The organism is Variovorax sp. N23, assembly GCF_025486315.1.
In the GTDB taxonomy this organism is placed as follows: Bacteria; Pseudomonadota; Gammaproteobacteria; order Burkholderiales; family Burkholderiaceae_C; genus Variovorax.
In genome coordinates this window covers 58,714-81,574 of the sequence record NZ_JAOOPY010000014.1, presented here as the reverse complement: position 1 = coordinate 81,574, position 22,861 = coordinate 58,714, and the positions used below count along the sequence as shown (strand labels likewise).

17 protein-coding genes are annotated in these 22,861 nt (G+C 61.2%); 15 read left to right on the top strand and 2 right to left on the bottom strand.

Annotated elements, in window-relative coordinates; translation table 11 throughout:
• Positions 1-27 precede the first annotated feature (27 nt).
• The 11 genes from N8A90_RS19490 (at position 28) to N8A90_RS19440 (ending at position 16,544) form a co-directional block, all read left to right on the top strand.
• Complete coding sequence (locus N8A90_RS19490; protein ID WP_262076680.1) at positions 28-2,946, top strand: methyltransferase domain-containing protein; 2,919 nt, start codon at positions 28-30, stop codon at positions 2,944-2,946.
• On the top strand, positions 2,943-4,283 hold the full coding sequence (locus N8A90_RS19485; protein ID WP_262076679.1) for a glycosyltransferase family 4 protein: 1,341 nt from the start codon (positions 2,943-2,945) through the stop codon (positions 4,281-4,283). The genes N8A90_RS19490 and N8A90_RS19485 overlap by 4 nt, the downstream gene beginning before the upstream one ends.
• Positions 4,284-4,328: 45 nt before the next feature.
• On the top strand, positions 4,329-5,270 hold the full coding sequence (locus N8A90_RS19480; protein WP_262076678.1) for an NAD-dependent epimerase/dehydratase family protein: 942 nt from the start codon (positions 4,329-4,331) through the stop codon (positions 5,268-5,270).
• Positions 5,271-5,283: 13 nt separating this feature from the next.
• The gene (locus N8A90_RS19475; RefSeq protein ID WP_262076676.1) at positions 5,284-6,630 is read left to right on the top strand and encodes a glycosyltransferase; all 1,347 of its coding nucleotides are present in this window, start codon (positions 5,284-5,286) and stop codon (positions 6,628-6,630) included.
• Complete coding sequence (locus N8A90_RS19470) at positions 6,627-7,571, top strand: glycosyltransferase family 2 protein (protein WP_262076674.1); 945 nt, start codon at positions 6,627-6,629, stop codon at positions 7,569-7,571. Before N8A90_RS19475 ends, N8A90_RS19470 begins: the two co-directional genes overlap by 4 nt.
• Before the next feature lie 85 nt (positions 7,572-7,656).
• Positions 7,657-9,666 (top strand): hypothetical protein, encoded by a 2,010-nt coding sequence (locus N8A90_RS19465; protein WP_262076673.1) that lies wholly within the window; start codon positions 7,657-7,659, stop codon positions 9,664-9,666.
• 67 nt (positions 9,667-9,733) lie between these two features.
• Positions 9,734-10,951 (top strand): protoporphyrinogen/coproporphyrinogen oxidase, encoded by a 1,218-nt coding sequence (locus N8A90_RS19460; RefSeq protein WP_262076749.1) that lies wholly within the window; start codon positions 9,734-9,736, stop codon positions 10,949-10,951.
• Positions 10,948-11,634, top strand: a complete 687-nt coding sequence (locus N8A90_RS19455) for a glycosyltransferase (RefSeq protein WP_262076671.1) — start codon at positions 10,948-10,950, stop codon at positions 11,632-11,634. Before N8A90_RS19460 ends, N8A90_RS19455 begins: the two co-directional genes overlap by 4 nt.
• Before the next feature lie 30 nt (positions 11,635-11,664).
• Positions 11,665-12,660, top strand: coding sequence for a lysylphosphatidylglycerol synthase transmembrane domain-containing protein (locus tag N8A90_RS19450; protein ID WP_262076748.1), 996 nt, complete (start codon positions 11,665-11,667; stop codon positions 12,658-12,660).
• A 182-nt stretch (positions 12,661-12,842) separates the two neighbouring features.
• Positions 12,843-14,495, top strand: coding sequence for an acyltransferase family protein (locus N8A90_RS19445; RefSeq protein ID WP_262076670.1), 1,653 nt, complete (start codon positions 12,843-12,845; stop codon positions 14,493-14,495).
• A gap of 153 nt (positions 14,496-14,648) precedes the next feature.
• Entirely contained in the window at positions 14,649-16,544 is a 1,896-nt protein-coding gene (locus tag N8A90_RS19440) for a hypothetical protein (RefSeq protein ID WP_262076669.1), read from the top strand.
• A gap of 34 nt (positions 16,545-16,578) precedes the next feature.
• Here N8A90_RS19440 and N8A90_RS19435 read toward each other — a convergent pair whose 3' ends face one another.
• Complete coding sequence (locus N8A90_RS19435) at positions 16,579-17,346, bottom strand: glycosyltransferase family 2 protein (protein WP_262076668.1); 768 nt, start codon at positions 17,344-17,346, stop codon at positions 16,579-16,581.
• 51 nt (positions 17,347-17,397) lie between these two features.
• Between N8A90_RS19435 and N8A90_RS19430 the strand changes: the two genes are divergently transcribed.
• The 4 genes from N8A90_RS19430 to N8A90_RS19415 are packed head-to-tail and all read left to right on the top strand — an operon-like array spanning position 17,398 to position 21,748.
• Positions 17,398-18,492: a glycosyltransferase family 4 protein gene (locus N8A90_RS19430; protein WP_262076667.1), complete on the top strand. Its 1,095-nt coding sequence runs from the start codon at positions 17,398-17,400 to the stop codon at positions 18,490-18,492.
• A gap of 25 nt (positions 18,493-18,517) precedes the next feature.
• Positions 18,518-19,846, top strand: coding sequence for a flippase (locus N8A90_RS19425; protein ID WP_262076666.1), 1,329 nt, complete (start codon positions 18,518-18,520; stop codon positions 19,844-19,846).
• The gene (argB, locus tag N8A90_RS19420; protein WP_262076665.1) at positions 19,843-20,736 is read left to right on the top strand and encodes an acetylglutamate kinase; all 894 of its coding nucleotides are present in this window, start codon (positions 19,843-19,845) and stop codon (positions 20,734-20,736) included. Before N8A90_RS19425 ends, argB begins: the two co-directional genes overlap by 4 nt.
• A 52-nt stretch (positions 20,737-20,788) precedes the next feature.
• Positions 20,789-21,748, top strand: coding sequence for a nucleotidyltransferase domain-containing protein (locus tag N8A90_RS19415; RefSeq protein WP_262076664.1), 960 nt, complete (start codon positions 20,789-20,791; stop codon positions 21,746-21,748).
• On the opposite strand, the gene galE is transcribed toward N8A90_RS19415, so the two are convergent.
• On the bottom strand, positions 21,739-22,758 hold the full coding sequence (gene galE, locus N8A90_RS19410) for a UDP-glucose 4-epimerase GalE (RefSeq protein WP_262076663.1): 1,020 nt from the start codon (positions 22,756-22,758) through the stop codon (positions 21,739-21,741). The genes N8A90_RS19415 and galE overlap by 10 nt on opposite strands.
• Positions 22,759-22,861 lie beyond the last annotated feature (103 nt).

Sequence of the window (22,861 nt, the reverse complement as noted above, 5' to 3'; positions counted from 1 at the left end):
CATTGTGGGGCCGAGCACGTGTACCCCATGCCGAACGAACAAGAGCTCAAGGCCTATTACGACCGCGAGCAGTGGTTTGAGGGCGGAGAACCAGGGGGCTACCAGGACTACGAGAAGCAGACGCGCTGGTCGGTCGACGCCCTCAAGCGCATCCTGGATCAGGACTTCGCAGGGAAGACCGGGTTGTCCATCCTCGATGTGGGATGCGGCTATGGCGCGCATCTGGACGCCGCTGCCGCCTTGGGCTGGAAGTGTTTCGGCACCGAGATCTCTGCCCATGCCCGCGGCATCGCGCAGAAGCGCCTGGGCGGGCGCGCCTATATCACCGAGGAGGTTGGAGAGCTCATCCCGCACGAGTTCGACGTGGTGCTGATCCTCGATGTGATCGAGCACCTGGCGAACCCTTACGCATTGTTCTATTCGTTGTTCTCGATTGGTGCCATCACCCCCAAGACGCGCGTCATCATCACCACACCGAATGCAGGGTCCCATGAGGCCAGCGTTGACCCGGCTGGCTGGACCTATCGTCATCCCCCGTCGCATCTGCTGTACTACCGGGCGAAAACCTTCGAGTTCCTCCTGAGCAAGCTCGGGTTCAATTCGATCCGGGTCCGTGGCGAGCATCTGCAACCGTCCCGGGCGACGGGCGAGCAGACGTTGGCCGACTATGCCGGGCTTCACGTCGAGGCCGAGGGCAGTAACTTCACCGAATTCATGCGTGAACGTTATGTACCAGGCACTTGGTCGAAGATCGCGGAGTACGAGCATCTGCCGCGCTATGCGCTGGCCAAGCGTTTTGTCCAGGACAAGGCCGTCTTGGACTTTGGTTGCGGCACCGGATATGGCTCAGCCGTGCTGGCGGGGGCAGGTGGTCGCGTGTTGGGACTGGACATCGATGCTGAAGCCATTGCGTGGGCAAGATCCACGCACACTGGCTCTGGCGCTCAGTTTCATTGTTGTGACGACCTAGGCGCCACCCTGCCATCGGCGTCGTTCGACGTCGTCACCTGCTTCGAGATGATCGAACACGTCGATCTACAGACGCAGCATCGAGCGATTGAGCAAATCGCACGGCTGCTTCGCGACGATGGAGTATTTGTCATCTCCACACCCAACCCCGAGATCACAGGCATGTACGGCGCAAACCCGTATCACCTGCGGGAAATGACGCGCGAAGAATTTGCAGAGCTGCTAGGCCCGCATTTCCAACACTTGCATATCGTTGAGCAACGCGTACGCAACAGCGTTTCGTTCGAATCAACGCAGACGCAAGCGCCTAGCTCTTTCGAGGTGTTGCAGGAACAAGCCAGCAAGCGACTGATTCCGCTCGCCTACATCGCGTTCTGCTCGAAGCAGCCGCTCCCCAATGTTGCTGCGGCGGTGATGTTCGACGATGCAGTGGACGTCGTGCACGAGTTTTTAGATCAGGAGAAAAAGAAGAACGCATTGCGGTTTTCTGCCTACGGTTTGGCCGAGCAGGTCGAGCGACTGGACTCTTCTGTCAGGGCGCGGGACCAAGCGTTGCAAGAAGCGCAGTTGCGCCAAGAACAACTCACTGCATCAGCAAAACTCCGCTACGAGCACTATGAACAGGCGCTGGCAGAAGCGACATCGCGCCACGAGCAAGTGAAGGCGGAACTGCAAAGCACCGCCGCGACACTGCAAACCTTGAAACTGACCCGTTGGTTCCGGCTGCGTGAACTGCTGTTGGTCCACCCTTTTGGCCTCCGCAAGGTGATCCTGGTGGCTGCGACGATCGGCGGTGGTTTGTTGCCCCGTCGCTGGCATTCACGGCTGGTGCCACCCATGCAGCGGCTGTTCGGCCTGACGCCTGCCGCCCCGCCTGCCAAGAAGACAGATGCGCCCCGCGCCTACCGCGTCAAGGTGCCGGGTACACCCGCCGCAGACGCACCCCGGGTGGTGCATGCCATCGCCAACTTCATGACCGGTGGCTCGTCGAGATTGGTGGTCGATCTGGTCGAGCATCTCGGCGCGAACTATCGGCAGACGGTGCTGACCAGCTTCAACCCGGATCCCCCTGCGTACGAAGCGTTGGAAATCGAGGAATGTCGGTCGTCGACGGACATTGCGCCACTGGTCGAATACTTCAAGCGGACGCAACCCGATTTCGTGCATGTGCACTATTGGGGCGATTGCGATGAGCCGTGGTACGCCAAGGTGATCGAGGCTGCGCGGCAGCTGGGCTTGCCGGTGATCGAGAACATCAACACGCCGATCGAGCCGCACCGTTCGGACGCGGTCGAGCGCTATGTGTACGTCAGTGACTATGTACGCAGCGTGTTCGGCGATTCCGACGCGCGGCATGTCACGGTCTATCCCGGCTCTGACTTCAGCCTGTTCACGCGTGCGAGCGATGAGCATGCGCCCGACGATTGTGTCGGCATGGTTTATCGACTGGAGCGGGACAAGCTCAACGAAGGGGCGATTCTGCCGTTTATCGAGATCGCCAAACTGCGTCCGCAGACGCGTGTGTTGATTGTCGGCGGGGGCAGCCTGCTGGAGCCATTCCAGGCGGCGGTCAAGGCGGCTGGCGTGGCCGATCGTTTCGAGTTCACGGGCTATGTGCCCTATGACGCGCTGCCCGATCTCTACAGACGCATGAGCGTTTTCGTCGCGCCGATATGGAAGGAAAGCTTTGGACAGGTCGCACCTTTTGCCATGAGCATGAAGGTGCCTGTTGTCGGCTACGACGTTGGCGCCATCGGCGAGATCATCGGGAACCCGGCGTTGTTAGCGCCGGCTGCTGACCAAGCAGCATTGGCCAAGATCGTGGTCGACCTGTTGGATGCACCTGAACTGCGACGCGACATCGGCAGCGCGCAGCAGAGGCGAGCTGAAGAACGGTTCTCTGTTCAAGCCATGATTGCGCACTACACCCAGATCTATGCGGAACTGACAGCGAGCGCGCAGCAGGAACGTTCGTGAAAATTGCATTTTTTGTCCACTGTTTTTTCCCGGACCATTTCTACGGCACAGAAACCTACACGCTGGGCCTGGCACACCACTACCGCGCAGCCGGCCATGAGGTGGTGGTTGTCTCGGCCGTCTTCCAAGGGGAGCGCGCTGCAGAAGCGATGGTCAGCCATTACGAGTACCAGGGCATCCCTGTCGTATCCATCGACAAGAACAAGATTCCGCATACGCGTGTCAAGGAAACGTACTACCAGCCGGACATGCGTCCCGTGTTGGAAGGCGTGCTGCGCGACATCGATCCGGATGTGATCCACGTGACGCATCTGATCAATCACACCTCGGCGCTGCTCGAGGTGACAGCGGAACTGGGCATACCGACTTACGCCACCTTCACCGACTTCTTCGGCTTCTGCCTCAACAACAAACTGGAGGCTGCAGATGGCGAGTTGTGCGCAGGCCCGTCGCCAACCCGAACGAACTGCGTGGCGTGTTACATCAAGGACGCAGCACGCAGTCCGCATTCCGATCCATGGATCAGGCGTGCAACGACACCGCGGTCTGCACGGTGGATTGCCGAACTTGCCAATGTTGGGCGACGCCTTCCTGGTATGAGGGGCGGCCCGGTCGATGGGCTGATCGAAGACATTGCAAAGCGTCCCGATACGTTGGTGGGTCTCTACAACCGCGGCTATCGCAGTGCCGTTGCGCCGACCCGATTCCTGCGGAGCGCATACGAGTCCAACGGCATCAAGACGCCGATGACCGACATCTGGTTCGGCGTCGATATCGATCGTGCGCCGAAGCCGATTCGGCCCAAGGGCCATCGTCCTGTGATCGGCTTCATTGGGCAGATCGCCCCGCACAAAGGCACGGACCTTTTGCTTCAGGCATTCCAACGGCTGCCGGCAAACGCTGCAGAGCTGCATATCTACGGACCGGCGGATCAAGACCCGGCGTACATGGACACCCTCAAGGCCCTGGGGCAGGGCCATGCCGTGTCATTCATGGGGACCTTCCCGTCGCAACAGATGGCGACCATCTTGCAAGGGATGGACCTGCTGGTGATCCCGTCGCGTTGGTATGAAAACAGCCCTCTGGTTCTTTTGAATGCGCTTGCCACGCACACACCGGTGCTGGTGTCGGATGTTGCGGGAATGACCGAGTTTCTGGAGCCGGGGTCGAACGGATATGCGTTCGAGCGCGGCAGCGTGGACGACTTGGCGCAGCGTTTGGCGAGTCTGGTTGCCGACGCCGATGCCTTGGGCAGGCTCGCCACCACGACCAACTACCCTCGAACCACCGCGCTGATGGCGCAAGAAACGCTGGCGCTCTACGATGCGCCGCACTAGCCCGCACCGTCACTGCACGATGCGGCACCTTTGGATGGCCGATCAATGAACATACTGATATTTGGCGGCGGTGGTTTCATCGGGTCGACCATTGCCGACCGGTTGTTGGCCGACGGACATTCGCTGCGTATCTTCGAGCGCCCCCGCGTCGTGCCGTATCGGCAGTTCTCGGCGCCCGAGCAAGTGGAATGGATCGGTGGTGATCTTTCGAGTACGCACGACGTGAGCGAGGCGCTCATCGGCGTCGATGCGGTCGTGCATCTGGTCTCAACCACGTTGCCGAAGGGATCGAACGACGATCCGATTTACGACGTGCAGTCCAATGTGGTTGGGACGTTGCAGTTGCTCGAGGCCATGGTCCGGCAGGGCGTGAAACGTCTGGTTTTCATTTCGTCCGGCGGGACGGTCTATGGAACGCCTCGCTATCTTCCGATCGACGAGCAGCACCCGACGGAGCCACTCGTGTCATACGGCATCACGAAGCTGATGATCGAAAAATACCTGCGCATCTACCAGCATGTGCATGGCATTCAACCGGTCATCCTGCGGGTCGCGAACCCTTATGGAGAGCGGCAGCGCATCGAAACGGCCCAAGGTGCGATCGGCGTGTTCGCGCACAGGGCCATCATGGGTCTGCCGATCGAAATCTGGGGTGACGGCTCGGTGACCCGGGACTACGTTCACGTGCATGACGTGGCCGATGCCTTCGCGCGCGCCCTGGTCTACGAGGGCGAAAAGCTGTGCTTCAACATCAGTTCGGGCGTTGGCGTCACACTGAACGAATTGATCGGAATGCTGGGCGACGTCCTGGATCGTCCGATCGATGTGAACTACCGCCCAGGTCGCCCATTCGACGTCGCCGTCAACGTGCTGTCGAACGCATTGGCCCGGCAAGAGCTGAACTGGTCCCCACGCATCGAAATGCGGGTCGGCATCGAACGCACCGTCGACTGGATGCGCCGGAGTCTGGCCAGACCCGCTGGATGAGCTTGGCGTCGTTGTGAAGATCCTCCTGGTCGTGCACCAGTTCTTTCCCGAATTCACCGCTGGTACAGAGGTGTTGACGCTGGGGGTCGCGCGCGAACTGCGCAAGCGCGGCGACGATGTCCGTGTCTTCACGGCCCATCCGGGCCGGAACGATCTGCCGGAGGCCGGCCGTTGCGACCGCTACCGGCACGAAGGCTTCGAGGTGTACCGCTTCCACCACGCTTACGTGCCGATGGCCGGTCAGACATCGATGATCGAGGTGGGATCGGACAACCATCTGGCCGCACGCTATTTCGCCGCCGTGCTTGCCGACTTCAGGCCGCAGCGGGTGCACTACTTTCACCTGAATCGTCTTGGCACCGGCCTGATCGTCGAGGCCGAGAAGGCGGGCGTCCGGCAGTCCATGACGCCGACTGACTTCTGGACGATCTGCCCCACCGCGCAGTTGCGCTACCCGGACGGTCGGCTTTGCGACGGTCCGAGCCGCAATGCGGGCAACTGCGTCAAGCACTTCGCCCAGAACCCTGCGCGGGCCGGCGTCATCCGCGCGATGGCGCGCGTGATTCCCACCCGCACAGCTGATGCGCTGGTCCGTCTGACGCTCGCCGCGGTGCCAAGCGGGATGCCCGCGATCGATGACATCCAGGCCCTCGGGCGGCGTCTTGGCAAGACCGTTGCTCGGCTCAACCGGCTGGAGAGCATCGTGGCCCCGAACGCCTTCATGCGTGACAAGCTGGTCGAACACGGCGTCGATCCGCATCGGATCGTGGACGCCCCGTTTGGCGTCCAATTGCCTGAGCAGCCGATACCCGACCGGGACCAAGGGGACACGGCGAGACCGCTGCGGCTTGGCTTCATCGGCACGCTGGCGCCCCACAAGGGCGCACACGTGCTGGTCGAGGCATTTCGTCAGCTCCCACGCGATACGGCGAGCCTTCGCATCTACGGCAAGACTTCGGAATTCCCCGACTACGTGAATGCGCTTCGAGAACGCGCTGTCGGCATCGCCGGAATCCAGTTTGCCGGCACCTTCGCCAGCGACGAGATCTCCGACGTCATGGCCGACCTGGATGTGCTGGTCGTGCCTTCTCTCTGGTACGAGAACACGCCGCTGGTCATCTATTCGGCTCAGGCTGCGCGAACGATCGTCGTGGCGTCCGACTTTCCCGGTCTGTCGGAAGCCGTGCGGGACGGTGTCGACGGCCTGCTCTTCCCGCCGGGCGACGCGTTGGCGCTGGCACGCCAGCTGACCCGTCTGACGTCCTCTGAAGGGCGAGCTCGCCTGCGCGCCGCCATCAGGCCCCCCAAGTCGATCGCCGTCTACGTGAGCGAGCTCATGCAAATCTGGCAGGCAGCATGAAGCCCAGCGTCAGCATCGTCATCGTCAACTGGAACAGCGGCCCCATGCTGATGAAGTGCCTGCGGCTGTGTCTCGAGCAGACCGTTCCCGCCGATCGCATCTTTGTCGTCGACAATGCGAGCCAGGACGATTCGCTCCAGGGCGTGGACGAACTGCCCGGCGTGACGTTGATGCGAATGCCGACCAACCTCGGCTTTGCGGCGGGCAACAACCGCGCGGTGGCATGCTGCGAGACCGACTTCGTCGTCTTGCTCAACCCCGACGCCTTTCCCGAGCCCCGCTGGCTTGAGGCGCTGCTCGATGCGGCGCAAGCCAGTCCCGACGTGGCCGCTTTCGGGTCGAGGCAAATGCAGGAAGGTGTGGACGGCATGCTGGACGGCACCGGCGACCAGTACTTCATCAGCGGGCGAATTCGCCGTGCGGGCTATCGCCAACGCTGCATGCCATCCGATTTGATGGCGAGAGAAATCTTCTCCCCGTGTGCCGCGGCAGCGATGTATCGGTTGGACGTGTTTCGCGAATGCGAAGGCTTCGACGAGGATTTCTTCTGCTATGCCGAAGACGTCGATCTTGGATTCCGCATGCGTTTGCTGGGGCATCGCGCTTGGTACGTGCCCGGTGCGGTGGTCCACCATGTCGGATCAGGTGCCGTTGGTGGTCAACACAGCAATTTCGCGACATATCACGGGCATAGGAATCTGGTGTGGGTTTTTGTCAAGAACATGCCGGGATCGCTGTTTTGGCTATTTCTTCCGATTCACGTCGCGCTCAACATTGCGAGTGTCATCGTGCTCGCCGCTCGCTTTCAGGGACGTATTGCCTGGCGAGCGAAGAGAGATTCGATTCTTGGAATCCCAAAGTTCTGGGGAAAGAGGTTGGCGATCCAAAGTGCGCGAAAGGCGCATTGTTTTGACTTGTGGCGAATATTTGGCCGTAAATGACGGGGCTCTGGATTTGCTTGAAAGTGATATCGCCGAGCGGTCCGGCGCTGCGAATATTTATTTGGTCGATATTTGGAATTTATAAGTGACTGCTTTGATAAAGCGCTCGATTTCATGCTCGCGAAAGCATCTCTGGATCAATGGGTCGTCGGGAGAGGGCTTTTTCTCTTCGGTTGGCGGCCGAATTTTCTTCTGGCTCCTCGTTCTCTTGAAGCTGACGTTGGTTGCGCAAAACGAGGTCCTTGCGTTTCCAAATGATTCGGCAGTCTTTGTCAAGTTCGCCTTGTCTGGAGTTTCGGAGCTTGGCCCGCCGGTGGGGTATCCATTGTGGCTTTTGGTTGTGAAGTTGGTTGGAGTGCCGCAGAGAATTGCAATCGAACTGCTTTATCTTTTCTGTTGTTTTTATCTGTGTAAAGAGATTGGGCGTGTTCTTGGTAGGCGCTGCTCGCTGGCGCTAATGTTTCTTTTGTTTTTCAGCCCAGTCTCATTTCACCTCTTTGACAACGCGTTAAGCGATGCCTTGTATGTATGCCTTGTGCTGCTTTGCATGGGTCTTTCTTTTCGCCTGATCCAGGGCGTTTCTATCCTTGGCTTTCCAGCCTACCTTTTCTTGGGCGTTGTCTTGGGGTTCATGGGGGTGGTGCGAAACGAGTCGGAGATCATTTTTGCGTGGCTCGGATGGCTGGCGATCTTCCTTGTGTGGAGGGTGCGAAAATGGCAGCTTTCTAGATCCCAGTCGCTGGCTGTGGCCAGGAATTTTCTGTGTACGGTGGGCGTTGTTGCCCTGTTGGGCGCGACGCCAGCCGCTTTTCATTGGGCTGTTCAAGGCGTATGGGTGAAGACACTACCGCAGCTTCCATCTCACATGAAGTTGCTCAGCAACTTGGCGGCGATCGACGTGGGAAGCGACAGGACGCCGAGAATCAGTGTGAGCAAGGAGGCTCGACTCAAGGCATATGCTGCCAGCCCCTCACTCTCCATCTTGAAGCCCCATATTGAGGACGAGAAAAATATGTATATGGCGGCCAGCCACGCCGCTGGCCTGCCTGCTGGCGAGATTGGCAATGGATGGGTGTGGCATGTTTTCAACGATGCCGCGCTCGCTGTGCTTCCGAACCCCCGGACGGTTGAGAGTCTGGATGCGTTCTGGGGGAAAGTGAATAACGAACTTGAGTCTGCCTATGCTTCCGATGCCTTGAGGCGTCGTTTTGTTCTGCATCCATTTATTTCGGGTGGGCCGCTTTCGATTATCAAGAGTCTGCCTGCGGGATTGCTCGCTGCGTACGAAAAAGTATTCGTCTTCATGCCGAATCAGCTCGACCGGCAATTTGCGAGCGATGAGTTTGATGAGCTCGCGTTGAGGCGAACGACATTGGTCGAGCGAAAAGTTGGAAACATCCAATTGCGGGGGTGGGTCGCCGCTCTATCGGCGGAAACCATTCCCGCGCGGGTGCAAATTGGCGTTCCGTCTTCCAGCGACACGTCTGTGACGACGTGGGTTGATGCGACGCTGCATCCCAGGGACGATGTCACTTCGAGCCTTTCTTCCCGGTTGGGAAAGGCGGTGAATGTGCTTGGGTTTGAAGTGAAAAATGCGGAGTCTACTCAGAGAGGTTTTCAGCTGAGATATTTCACGAACCGCGGTGTTTTGCTGAGCGCCGACAACGAGGTTGATGTGGTGCGTCAGTTGAACTCAGCGGAAGCAGGTGAATTTCTGGCGGCAATCGATCGTTTTGCGTTTTCCGGAGATGAGTCCAGTCAAGGCCTTCGCGCTAAAATTCAAAGGGATATCCTGAATTGGGTCGGCTGGGGTGTAGTCAAGACGGTGGGCCTCGCTTTGGTCTGTTTTGCCTGTGTTGCGGCTGTGTTTTGCTTATTTTTCGGACAACAAAGGCGTTCGAATGAGGCGGTCGTCTTGCTGATTTTCATTGTCGGCGTGATTTTTCAGCGATTGGTTTTTTATGGCGTCCTTGATCGTCTTGCCTGGGAGGTCGAGCCTCGGTATGTCGCGCCTATTTTTGCGTTGTGGATTGTTGCTGTCGTTTTGGCGGCTAGGTCGTTCTGGGTTTATAAGAAGCCATCGTTCCAGAGTTGATGTGCCGAAATGAATTGTTGGTTGCCTGGCATTCCTAAGAATGCCATTTCAATGGAAGTGGGTATTGATGATTAAGAAAAAATATGTAGTGCTGGGTGCAGGCCCCAGTGGTTTGACGCTCGCTCATTCGTTGATCGATGCCGGCGTGCCTCGCGACCAGATCGTCGTCTTGGACAAAGAGGCCGTCTCTGGGGGCTTGTGCCGCTCCGAAGAGGTCGACGGTGCGCCGCTCGACATCGGTGGCGGCCACTTCCTCGATGTGCGCCGCAAGGAGGTGCTGGACTTCATCTTCCGCTTCATGCCGCGCGAAGAATGGGCATTGTTCGATCGTGTCTCGAAGATCCGCCTGAGAGATATCGAGGTCGACCATCCGCTGGAAGCCAACCTCTGGCAGTTTCCTGTCGAGGTGCAAGCTGACTACCTGGAGTCGATTGCCCAAGCTGGTTGCGTGCGTGGGGAACCGATGCCGGAATCGTTCGCCGCGTGGATCGAGTGGAAGCTGGGTGACCGCATCGCGCAGGAGTACATGCTCCCCTACAACCGCAAGATCTGGTCGATGGACCCGGATGCACTCGGCACCTACTGGCTCTACAAGCTTCCGGACGTTTCGTTTCGCGAAACCTTGCTGAGCTGCCTCGAAGGCAAGCCGATGGGGTCGCTGCCGGCGCACGGTACTTTCCTTTACCCGAAGGAATTCGGCTACGGCGAGGTATGGCGTCGCATGGGCGAGGCCCTCGGCGATTCGCTCGTGACGAACTGTTCGCTCGAGAGCGTGGATATTGAAAACCGCGTGGTGAACGGGCGTTGGCAGGCCGAGAAGATCGTGTCTTCGATTCCCTGGACCTGCTGGCTGGATTGCGCACCAGTCCCACAGGCGATCGCAGACGACGTGCGTAGCTTGCGCAATGCGCCGATCGATGTCGACTATTGCCCTGACACGCTCGACAGCCCTTCCCACTGGACCTATGAGCCCGACGAATCCGTCTCCTACCACCGCGTCCTTCTCCGGGCCAACTTCGCCAAGAATGCCCGGGGCTACTGGACAGAGACGAATGCCTCGCGGTCCAAGCCGACCGCAGGGGTCCGCTTTCACAATGAGTACGCCTACCCCGTCAACACGCTCGGCAAGCCGGAAACGGTGGCGCGCATTCTCGAATGGGCCGCGGGCCACGGCATCGTGGGCATGGGGCGCTGGGGACGCTGGGAACACATGAACTCCGACGTGGCAGTGGCTGAAGCGCTGCAGGTCGCGAGCGCGCTTGCCGCGAAAGAGGTGGCAGCTTGAAAGTCTCTCTTTGCCTGATTGTCTGGAACGAACTGAAGGGCTGCGAGGCCGACGTGCCCCGCCTGCCGCGGGACCAGTTCGATGAAGTCTTTGCCGTGGATGGCGGCAGTACCGATGGCACCGTCGAATATCTGGAGTCCATGGGGATTCCCGTGCATCGCCAGCCTAAGCGCGGCTTGAATGCGGCCTATGTGCATGCCAACGACATGGCGACCGGGGACGCGGTGGTGGTGTTCTTCACCAAGGGGACGCTGCCCGTCGAAGACGTGCTGAAGTTTCGCCCGCTCTTCGAAGCCGGCAACGAGCTGGTGGTTGCCAGCCGCCAGGTCGCTGGGTCGGTGAATGAGGAAGATGAACACTTTCTGCGCCCGCGCAAATGGGCCGTTCTGGGATTGGCCTGGCTGGCCGCGCTGGTGTGGCGCCGCGAGGGCTATGTGGTGCGCGATGTGCTGCACGGCTTCAAAGGCTGGACCCGCAGTGCGTTCACTGCCATGAAGGTGCTGGACCATGGCCTCTCCATCGACATCGAAATGGTGGTTCGTTCTTACAAGCTGCGCCAGAAGCGCTGCGAGTTCCCCACGCAGGAGCTGGCGCGCGGCTATGGTGAAACCCACTTCAAGATCTGGCCGACGGGCAAGCGCCTGCTCGCCTATCTGTGGTTCGAATTGAAGCGACGGGACTGAGGTATGGGTACGAAGGGGCGCTTGCGCAGCGTGTTGGGATCGATATGGTTCAAGGCCGGTGTCGCCGTCATCGTGGTCGGGCTGCTTTTCGCGTTCAATCGAATCGAGCCCCAGGCGCTGCGGCAACTGGGCGAAACCTGGCCGTGGCTGCTGGCGGCACTGGCGCTGATGCTGCCGCCATTTCTGATCGTGTCTTACCGGTTCCAGATCATCCTGCGCAGCCAGGGTGTGGACGTCGGCCTGCGTGAGGCCGTGCGCTGGACCATGGTCGGGTCTTTCTTCGATCTCGCCATGCCCAGTTCAAACGGCGGCGATATCGTGAAGGCGGGTTATGTGGTCAAGCATGTGGGCCCCGGCATGCGCACGCGCGCGATCATGGCTGTGTTGTTTGACCGCGTGCTCGGGCTGCTGGGCCTCTTTCTTTTGGCCAGCGTCGTGTCGCTGATCGGTTGGTCGGTTGTTCGCGACATGCCTGCTCGCAATGTGCTGTTGCTCGGTCTCTTTGGCGCCAGCTTTGGGGTGCTGCTTGGTTTTCGGATTCTGGGCGCGAGGCGGTTGTACAACCTCCCGATGCTGGTCAGGCTCTCCGAGAAGAGAAGCTGGGGTGCGCGGATACGCCAACTGATTGGCGCGTTCAATCAGTTGCGCGAAAGGCCCGCGAGCATGGCGGCCGTGCTGGGCCTTTCGGTCTTCAATCACATGTTCTGGTGCCTATCGCTGCTCTGCATCGCCCGCGCTGTCGGAGACCAAGTGGACTGGATCAAGGGATTTGTGGTGTTCCCGTTGGCGATCTTCAGCAACATTTTCGGCGTCGCCGGTGGCTTCGGCTTGGGAACAGCCGGCTTCGACCTGTTCCTCTCGCATTTGTTGAACATCGGGAATGGCGCGCTGATTGGGCTGCTTTTTCAGTCGCTGGGCGCTTTTTCCCGTCTGGCGGGGCTGCCCTTCTACCTCAGTGCGGCACGCACTGGGCAACTTGATGCTTTGAAAGCGTCGCATGGCGACTCCAAGGCGGGCGAACTTTAGTGCGCCTAGGGTTAGTGCGTCTGTTTTAAGTACGCGGGCGGGCGAAGCCGCGCCCTGTCAATAAGCACGTGCGGTCGGATGGAATGGCGTTCGCAAAGGCAACGCTACAAATTCCGCATTTCCACTCATCATCGGCGGCTCTTGGGATTGCGAAGAATGCTGGATCGAGAAAATTCCTCTAAATGAATAGCGATGCTGCGAAAAGCAAAAGACTCGATCAGCTCACGGCGCTTCGGTTCTTTGCTGCCATCATGGTGGTTTTTCACCATCTTGCCGGAACTTTCGGCGTGAAGAGCATGCCGTTGAATCTGGGGCAGGGCGTCTCATTCTTTTTTGTGTTGTCAGGGTTTATTCTTGCTTACGTCTACCCGAGGTTTAACAGTTCATCGGAAATTCGCCGGTTCTTCTGGGCGCGCTGGGCACGTCTCTTTCCGGCCTACTTGGCCGCGTTCCTGATTGGCGCCATCCTTACAAGCTATGTTTGGAGTCCGGGGACGCTAATTGCCCATTTGACGATGCTGCAGGGGTGGATTCCAGTATCGGCTTACTATTTCTCGTATAACGGTGTCGCCTGGAGTGTCTCGACAGAGTTTTTTTTCTATGTCGTATTCCCACTTCTGATGCTGCTTCAACCCAAAGCATCGGGCGCCCTGTTGTTCTTTGCTGCAGCGGCGCTTCTGGCTTGGCTATTGCTGGTTGAAAGGCTGGGCTTGCCGGACTACGGAAGTCCGGCCACGGCGGACGGAATGAAGATCACCCAGAACGGCTTGATTTACATCAGTCCGGTGTCTCGAATTTTTGAGTTCATCTTCGGGGCTGTCGTCGCCGGGTTTTGGCGGAGTCGAGCTTGGAATTGGACGCTTAGATTTTCTACCCTAGCGGAACTCGGCGCCATTCTGCTGTGTTTTTTCTCGATTTATTACACGGGTGTTGCTAGCCGTGAGGTGGCAGCGACGATGGGCCAGGCGGCCGCAACGTGGTTGATGCATAGTGGCTCATTTCTGGCGTTTGGCGTATTGGTTTTTGTGTTCGCGGTCGGGCGTGGTTGGGTGTCAAAAATGCTTACCAATCCGCTGCTTGTTGTTTTGGGCGAGATAAGCTTCTCGGTTTACTTAATCCATAATATATTTCTTGCTTTCTATCTAAAGAATGCTGCCGACTTCTATTGGTTGAGCGATTCTGTTGGTTTGGCTACTTTCTTCGGCGTGTTGCTTGTAAGTTCGTATCTGATATGGTTTGGCGTCGAGCGGCCCGGACGCCGAATTTTGATGCGAAGCGGATCCGTTGGGAGCCAGTCTGCAACCGCCAGTCGCCATGTTCAAGCGTCTGGATATGCGGCAATGGCGTCGGTGCTGTTTCTGATGGCATTCTCTGGATTTTCGTACTGGAAGGGATTTGGCCCGATAGGCGAAAGATCCGCTCGCGCTATGACGTCGGACCAATCTGCCGATTTCATCGGTGCGAATTTCTCTGGAATCTTTGAGCTGCGCGGGGTCTCATTTTCTTGCCGCGAAAAAGATCTAATCGCGCGGCTGGTTTGGAAGAAAACAGGCGTTGTCTCGGCGTCGCTAAGCCATGCTGTTCACGTCATTGGCCCTGAAGGCGCTATCTTGGGGCAGGCTGACTACAGCCAGGCGGACAGGGTACGCCACATGAAACTCGGAAAAATGTGGGTGGACAATGTGCTTGTTCGCCCGGCACAGGTGCCCTCAAAAGCGACCGCGCTTGCCGTCGGAATCGTTGGGGAAAATGGAAAATTGATGAAAATCGATCACTCGAAGACCGATTGGGAGGGGCACCGGCTCGTCATTCCATTTGATCGTTGCAACGAGTGATCGCCCTGCAGAGCCTTTTGCTCCGTCTGATTGCTTCAAAACCATCGAAGTACATGACGGCGGAATTTTGAGATCTCAATGACGCCAAATATTCAATTGATGCGCAACAGTTATTCTTCAAGATTACTGCAGAAGAGGGGCTTGTGGATGGGCATGGCCCTGGTGCTCGTCCTCGTTCGGCTGATGCTCACTGCCGACCGCGACGTCGTGGCCCTCAATGCGCCCTACGACGAATACTGGTTCATTCACAATGCAGCGCGCATGGTGTGGGGGGGCGACTACAACCTGATGGCATTTGCCCATCTGCCGATCTACTCGATGTGGCTGGCCGTGCTGAACCTGCTCGGTATCCCGGCCCGACTTGGCATCGATCTAGCCTGGATCGCATCGACGGCCTATGCCGGCTATTCCCTAACGCGGTTCTCCGGAAAGGTGTGGCTCGGCGCCGCGTTCTGGGTTTTCTGCGTCTTTCATCCGGTGCTCATCGTGCTGTTCGACCGCGCGCTATCGGAAACCCTGCTAGTGGTTCTCGTCGCGCTCATGCTGGGGTCCAGCCTGGAGATCTGGAATACGCGTGATGCGGCCCCCAGTCGCAGAGGGGGTGTCGCGACCGCGCTCTTTGCCGTTTCGTTCGCATTGGCGTTCCACATCCGCAAGGAAGGATCTCTGTTCCTGCTGCCCATCGGCCTCTTGGTGTTGCTCTCTTTTGTTCGCCGAAAGCAGTGGTGGCCGTCGCTGAGTCGGGCAACGCTCGGCATGCGCCTGATCGCCTTGCCGTTGCTGGCGACGTTGTTGGTCGGCGTCATACTGGTCGGTTTGAATTACGCGCGCTGGGGGCTTGCCGCTCGCTATGAATTGGCGGCGCCCGGCTATGTTCGTGCGATGGCTGCATTGAGCCGAGTCGATGCGGGACCTGGCCCGTTGCATGTGACCGTGTCCCGCAGGTCGCGTCAACTTGCTTACCAGTTCAGTCCAACCTTCCGCGAGCTGCAGGGCTTCTTCGAGGGCGAGTCCGGCCGCGTGCTGGCTGCGCACTCCGCGCGCTTCATCGGACATGAGGGTGAGATCGGAAACGGCTGGTTCTACTGGGCATTGCGTGACGCAGGGGCCATTGCCGGCTGGCACCGAAACGCGAGGTACGCGGATCAAAAATACGCCGCGATTGCCGACGAACTCCAGGCCGCCTTCGACAAAGGGCAATTGAAGGCGTATCCATCCTGGATACCTTCGCTTGTCGATCCTGATTTCCACAAATGGATCGGCCATGTGCCGTCGTCGACATGGACCATTCTGGGTCTCCTGTTCGAAACAAATCCTGACTGGGTGCGGCCGCCGGATGAAAATGCGACGCCGAAGCAACTGGCCGAATTCATCGAGATCGCCGGGCGCAGGAATCCGCTGCCTTCGGTCAGTGTTCGAGGCTGGATCGTGTTGCCTGTCGGATCGTCCTTGGGCATCGCCCCGGCCGGCGGTGAGCCGTCGGATTGGGTGGTGCTGGCTCCTCCGCAGCGGGCCGACGTGCCGGGTGCCTATTCCTTCAACCTCGGGCTGTCTACCGCAGGTTCCGATCTGCGCTTGATCGCGAAAACCACCGACGGCAAATCCACTGATATTCCGCTTTCGCGCCTGCGCCAAGGCGTGATGACGCAGACGGAGGGCGCCCTCCAGGCAACGTTGGGAGTCGACGAACTCATCTATGGCAAACCTACGACGCAGCTCGAACGGGGCTTGTCTTGGTTGACTGGCCGACAGGTGGCGCCCGACTGGGTACACAAGCTAGGCAAGGTATATGGGGGCATCAACATCATGCTCAGGCTGGCATTGCTGGGAGCGGTCCTTTATTGGGCTGTGACCCGGCGAGTCAATGTCCCGGTGCTCGTGTTCTGCGGCTTGGCTGCGGTGATGGTGTTGTCGCGTGCGGCACTGTTGGGCGTGCTCGATGCAAGTTCATGGGACGGTGTCCAGGTGCGCTACATGGTCCCGCTTGTTCCCATCTTCACATTTGCCGTGCTTTTGGCCGTTTCTTCGGTCCTGCGGTCGCGGCGGTAGGTCTGTGGGAGCCAACGCTGATTGCAGTGCCGAACTAGCCCGCTGGAATGCTTGATCTCGCGCGAAGGCGCCAGAACGGCCTTGATGACCAGACCTTGAGCAGGCTTGTGGCGTGCCAGTAAAAGTGTCGAAGGCTTCGGTGACTGGCGCGGCGAGCCTCATGAACAACCGTGAGGTTTTCAACGGATTGCAATCTCCAGCCTGCGAGTTGCGTCCGCGCGCAGATGTCGAAATCTTCTCCGTACATGAAGAAGCGCTCATCGAAGCCGCCGATGGCTGCATAGGCTTCGGCGCGAAAGAGCATGAACAACCCCGGGATCCACGCCGGCACGGCCGGCCGCACATAGCCCGGCCGTCGCCGCGTGAGGATCTCCAGCGGCGTGATGATGGCCCGGTGCTGCTCCGGTTCACTCTTGCCGGGCTCCAGGATGCGCGGCGTGAGCAAGCCGCTGTCGGGGGCGGCCTCTGCGATCAGCGGCGCGAGCACGTCGCGGTCGAAGCGGATGTCCGGATTCAGCACCAGGAACCACGGCGTCTGGCAGTGCTGGAAGGCCTGGTTGTGGTTCGCACCGAAGCCCTTGGGCGCAGAGTTGTCGATGCGCTCAATCGGAAACCGGAAAGTCGCATCACCGAGCACGTCAGCCTCAGGGATGTTGATCGTGAGGACGATTTTGTCGACCATGGCGCTGCTGAAGCGGTCAAGCTGTTCGAGCAGCGGCAGGATCAGGTCCATCTGCCCATGGCTCACGATCGAGACGGTGACGGGGCGCGAGGTGGGCGAGAGGGGCGGGGAAAAGGGCATGGTCTAATTTCGCTCGGGAATTCTAGGTTCCCCGAACCTTCCCTTTTTCTCATGATTGCCCTGATCGTCATCAGCTTCGTCTTTTCCGCCTTGGCCGTGCTGGTGGTCATGCGGCGCGCCCGTAAGCACGCGCGGCGCTACGCGGCAGACATGCCGCAGCGGTTCCACAAGGGCCATGTGCCGCGCCTGGGCGGCGCGGGCGTCTTCGTCGGCACGGGGCTGGCATGGCTCTCGGCCGGCTGGTTCGGCGATCCGTTCAATGTCGGCTGGCCGGCCACGGCCTCGGGCCTGGTGCTGCTGTGCATCGCGCCGGCGGTGCTCAGCGGCATCACCGAAGACGTGACGCAGCGCGTGCCGGTGCGCTACCGCCTGGCGTTGACCATCGGGTCGGCGCTGCTGCTGTGCTGGGTGCTCGGGCTCGGGGTGCACCGCACCGGCTTCGTGCTGGTGGACGGGTGGATGCGCGCCGCGCCCATCTTCGCCGTGCTGCTGGCCGTGGTCGCCATCGGCGGGCTGCCGCACGCCTTCAACATCATCGACGGCTACAACGGGCTGGCCGGCACGGTGGCGGTGCTGGTCTGCCTGGCGATCTCGCACGTGGCGCTGCAGGTGGGTGACCGGCAACTGGCCGCGATGGTCATCTGCCTGGTCGGCGCCACGCTGGGCTTCCTGATGTGGAACTACCCGAGCGGCAAGATCTTCGCGGGCGACGGTGGCGCCTACGTCTGGGGCATGGTGATCGCGGTGGCCTGCGTGTCGCTGGTGCAGCGGCACCCCACGGTGTCGCCGTGGTTCCCGATGCTGCTGCTGATCTACCCGGTGTGGGAGACGGTGTTCTCCATCTACCGCAAGGTGGCGCGCGGCCAGTCGCCCGGCATGGCCGACGCGCTGCATTTCCATCAGCTGATCTTCCGGCGCATCGTGCGGGTCGCCTTCAGCGACGACGAGGCGCGCCAGCTGCTCGCGCGCAACAACCGCACCTCGCCGTATCTGTGGATGTTCGCCGCGCTGTCGGTGGTGCCTGCGGTGCTGTTCTGGAACAACACGCTGGTGCTGATGGGGTGCTGTCTGTTGTTCGTCACGACTTACGTGATTGCCTACTTGATGATCGTCCGCTTCAAGGTCCCGCGCTGGTTGCGGCCCTGAGCGCCGATCGCGTCGCCGGCCGTTGATGTCCCTGCGAAGCAACGCGCTCTGGAACCTGGCGGGCGCCGGGCTCCCGCTGTTAGTTGGCGCGGCGCTCTTCCCCTATCTGGTCCGCAGCATCGGCGTCGAAGCCTTCGGCGTGCTCACGCTCATCTGGGCGCTCATTGGCTATTTCAGCCTCTTCGATCTGGGCGTGGGGCGCGCCCTGACGCAGCAGGTCGCGCAGAAGCGCGTGGCCGGTCGCTCGGCCGAGGTGCCGGCGCTGGTGAAGACCGGGTTGCTCTTCGCGGGCGCGACGGGCGTGCTGGGCGGCATCGTGCTGGCGCTGGCGGCCGAGCCGCTCGCGGCGCGGGGGCTGAAGGTGTCGCCGTCGCTGCATGCGGATGTCGTGCAGGCCCTGCTCATCGCGGCGGCGGCGGTGCCGCTGACCACCGTCACGGTGGGGCTGCGCGGCGTGCTCGAGGCCTACGAGGATTTCCGCGCGGTCAACATCCTGCGCATGGTGCTCGGCGTCGCCACCTTCGGCTTGCCGGCGCTCAGCGTGATGCTGTTCGGGCCTTCGCTGAGTTGGATCGTCGCCGCGCTCATGCTGGCGCGGCTGGTTTTCGTCGTGGCGCACTGGGTGCCCGTGCGCCGGTATCTCGGCCGCGGCGTCGGTGGGGTGCGTGCAGGGCGGCGGGAATTGCGCCAGCTGCTGTCCTTCGGCGCCTGGATGACGGTGTCGAACGTCATCAGCCCGCTCATGGTCACGGCCGACCGATTCGTCATCTCCGGCGTGCTCGGCGCTGCCGTGGTGGCGTACTACACCGTACCGTCGGAGGTGCTGTTGCGCGTGCTCATCCTCCCGGGTGCGCTGACCGGCGCGCTCTTCCCGCGGCTGGCGTCGCTGATGGCGACCGACATGGCGGCTGCCGCGCAGGTCTACCGCCGGTCGCTGTTGCTCGTGGCCGCGGTGCTGGTGCCGATCGCCGGGGCGCTGGCCTTCGGCGCGCACGGGGGGCTCTCGCTGTGGCTCGGTGAGGCGTTCGCCGACCGCGCCGCGCCGGTGGCTTCCCTCCTCGCCCTCGGCCTGTTGTTCAACGGCATCGCCTTCGTGCCCTTCGCGGCCGTCCAGGCGGCCGGCCTGGCACGCGTCACCGCGCAGTTGCACGTGGCCGAAGCGTTCATCTACTTCCCGCTGCTGGTCTTCGGGCTGCACGAATTCGGCCTGCCCGGCGCGGCCTTCGCCTGGACCACGCGCGTCGGCATCGATCTGGTGCTGCTGCTCGTCGTCGCGCGCCGGTCGGTGTTCATCCGACCACCGGGTGCGGGCTTGCGGCACAATTTGCCCACCTCCGAACCGGAACGTCCATGACCGATCCCGTCCTCAATATTCCTCCCCGCGACAAGGCCGAGATCCTGGCCCAGGCGCTGCCTTACATCCGCAAGTTCCACGGCAAGACCATCGTCATCAAGTACGGCGGCAATGCCATGACCGACCCGGCCCTGCAGGCCGACTTCGCCGAAGACGTGGTACTGCTCAAGCTCGTGGGCATGAACCCGGTCGTGGTGCACGGCGGCGGCCCGCAGATCGAGGCCGCGCTCAACCGGCTCGGCAAGAAGGGCCACTTCATCCAGGGCATGCGCGTGACCGACTCCGAGACGATGGAAGTCGTCGAATGGGTGCTGGCCGGCGAGGTGCAGCAGGACATCGTGGGCCTGATCAACCAGGCCGGCGGCAAGGCCGTGGGCCTGACCGGGCGCGACGGTGGCCTGATCCGCGCGCAGAAGCTCAAGCTGGCCGACCGCGCCGACCCGGCACTGATGCATGACGTGGGGCAGGTCGGTGACATCGTCTCGATCGACCCGAGCGTGGTCAAGGCGCTGCAGGACGACGCCTTCATCCCCGTCATCAGCCCGATCGGCTTCGGCGAGGAGAACGAGAGCTACAACATCAACGCCGACGTGGTGGCCGGCAAGCTGGCCACCGTGCTCAAGGCCGAGAAGCTGATGCTGCTGACCAACACGCCCGGCGTGCTCGACAAGGCCGGCAACCTGCTGACCGACCTGAGCGCCCGCGAGATCGACGAACTCTTCGCCGACGGCACCATCTCCGGCGGCATGCTGCCCAAGATCGAGGGCGCGCTCGACGCGGCCAAGAGCGGCGTGAACGCGGTGCACATCATCGACGGCCGCGTGCCGCACGCGATGCTGCTGGAAATCCTCACGGACCAAGCCTACGGGACGATGATCCGGGCGCGATAAGTTGCTGTTTTATATGGGTTTTCAGTAAAATTCCAGATAATCTGGAAAATGCATGAAAACTCCGATACGGTTCGCAGAGTTGTCTGCTGCTCAGGTGCGGCAGTACATCGACGCGGAGGCTGTTTTCAGCGCACTTGAAGAGGCATCTCGCGATGCATCGTCGGTTCGCGGCTCCATGTTCTGGCGGGAACAGCATGGGCGCAGCTACCTGATCCGAACGTCGACGGCCGGTGCCCAGACCTCGCTGGGGCCGCGCGGCGAAGAGACAGTCGGCATCTACGAGCGCTTTACCGAAAAAAAGCGCGTGGACGAGGAGCGCGTGCGACAGCTGAAGACCGCGTTGGCCGAGCAGCAGCGATTGAACCGGGCCTTGCGTGTCGGGCGTGCGCCGCCGATCGTCATCGACACTTTGAATGCCATCGCCAAGGCGGACCTGCACTCGAACTTCACGGTGATTGGCACCCACGCCCTCTATGCCTACGAAGCGGCTGCCGGCGTGATGCTCGAAGCGGGCGCGACGGCGACCCAGGACGTGGATCTGCTCTTCGATACCCGCAAGCGACTGAACTTCTGGAGCAGGCTTCAACGTCTGGACACGTCCTTTCTGGCCGTTCTCCGCCAAGCCGACAAGACCTTTCGGGTGCGCACCGGGCAACGCTACACCGTCGTCAACGACAAGGGGTTCGAGATCGATGTCGTGCGTCGCCTGGCGGTCGAAGACGATCCGCATCCCTTGCGGTTGAGCGGCGACGAGGAAGACTTGTGGCCCGTACAGATCGCCACCGGACAGACCTTGCTGAACGCAATGCGATTCAGTCAGATGGTCGTTTCAGCGTCGGGCAGCATGGCGCGGATGCCAACCATCGATCCGCGAACCTTTGTTCGGGTCAAGCGCTGGCTTGCAGCGCAGGCCGCGCGAGACCCGCTCAAGCGCCGCAAGGATGCCCTGCAGGCCGACACGGTGGATGCCATGCTGGCGCAATACCTCCCGCACCTCGAGGCTCACTCGTAGCCGCGCGGATTCCCCTGCTGCCAGCGCCAGCTGTCGGCGCACATCGCATCGAGCCCGCGCCTGGCGCGCCAGCCCAGCGTGGCCTCGGCCAGCGACGGGTCGCCCCAGTAGGCCGGCACGTCGCCGGGCCGGCGCGGGCCTATTTCGTAGGCAATCGGTTTGCCGCACGCGCGCTCGAAAGCCTTCACCACATCCAGCACCGAGGCGCCGGTGCCGGTGCCCAGGTTCAGCGTGACCAGGCCCGGCGCCTTCTCGGTGTGGCGCAGCGCGGCGACGTGGCCTTCGGCCAGGTCCATCACATGCACGTAGTCGCGCACGCCCGTGCCGTCGGGCGTCGGGTAGTCGCCGCCGTGCACCGCCAGCTTCTCGCGCTGGCCGACGGCGACCTGGCACACGAAGGGCATCAGGTTGTTGGGCTTGCCCTGCGGGTGTTCGCCGATGCGGCCGCTCTCGTGCGCGCCCACCGGGTTGAAGTAGCGCAGCAGCGCGATGCGCCAGTCGGGCTGCGCGAGTTGCAAGTCGATCAGCGACTCTTCGACCATGCGCTTGGAGCGGCCGTAGGGGTTGGCCGGGCGGCAGGGCGCGTCTTCCGGGATGGGCGAACGGTCGGGCTCGCCGTACACCGTGGCCGACGACGAGAAGATCAGCGTCTTCACACCCGCGGCCTGCATGGCGGCGGCCAGCACCCAGGTGCCGTGCACGTTGTTCTCGTAGTAGGTGATCGGGTCGGCCACCGAGTCGCCGACCGCCTTGAGGCCGGCGAAGTGGATCACCCCGGCGATGTCGTGCTCGCCGAACACCGCGTCGAGCAGTGCGCGGTCGCGCACGTCGCCTTCGACGAAGGCGGGCCGGTGGCCGGTGATGGCGGCCAGCCGGTCGAGCACGCGCACGTCGCTGTTGCCCAGGTGGTCCAGGATGATCGGCACGTAGCCCGCTTCGCGGAGGGCCACGCAGGTGTGGCTCCCGATGAAGCCCGCGCCGCCTGTCACCAGAATGTTCTTCTTGCTCATCGGATGTCCGGTCTCGCTGTCGAAATGCGTATTCTGCGCGAGCAGGTCGCACGCGTCGGTGTGTTCCTTTCGCGACGGGTTGGCACGCACTCACGTCGCTGTG

Bases quoted from the DNA above. Each gene is read 5' to 3' on its own strand.
- N8A90_RS19490 (WP_262076680.1), top strand. From the start codon at position 28: ATGCCGAACGAACAAGAGCTCAAGGCCTATTACGACCGCGAGCAGTGG.
- N8A90_RS19480 (WP_262076678.1), top strand. From the start codon at position 4,329: ATGAACATACTGATATTTGGCGGCGGTGGTTTCATCGGGTCGACCATT.
- N8A90_RS19470 (WP_262076674.1), top strand. From the start codon at position 6,627: ATGAAGCCCAGCGTCAGCATCGTCATCGTCAACTGGAACAGCGGCCCC.
- N8A90_RS19460 (WP_262076749.1), top strand. From the start codon at position 9,734: ATGATTAAGAAAAAATATGTAGTGCTGGGTGCAGGCCCCAGTGGTTTG.
- N8A90_RS19445 (WP_262076670.1), top strand. From the start codon at position 12,843: ATGAATAGCGATGCTGCGAAAAGCAAAAGACTCGATCAGCTCACGGCG.
- N8A90_RS19440 (WP_262076669.1), top strand. From the start codon at position 14,649: ATGGCCCTGGTGCTCGTCCTCGTTCGGCTGATGCTCACTGCCGACCGC.
- N8A90_RS19435 (WP_262076668.1), bottom strand. From the start codon at position 17,346: ATGCCCTTTTCCCCGCCCCTCTCGCCCACCTCGCGCCCCGTCACCGTC.
- N8A90_RS19430 (WP_262076667.1), top strand. From the start codon at position 17,398: ATGATTGCCCTGATCGTCATCAGCTTCGTCTTTTCCGCCTTGGCCGTG.
- N8A90_RS19425 (WP_262076666.1), top strand. From the start codon at position 18,518: ATGTCCCTGCGAAGCAACGCGCTCTGGAACCTGGCGGGCGCCGGGCTC.
- argB (WP_262076665.1), top strand. From the start codon at position 19,843: ATGACCGATCCCGTCCTCAATATTCCTCCCCGCGACAAGGCCGAGATC.
- N8A90_RS19415 (WP_262076664.1), top strand. From the start codon at position 20,789: ATGAAAACTCCGATACGGTTCGCAGAGTTGTCTGCTGCTCAGGTGCGG.
- galE (WP_262076663.1), bottom strand. From the start codon at position 22,758: ATGAGCAAGAAGAACATTCTGGTGACAGGCGGCGCGGGCTTCATCGGG.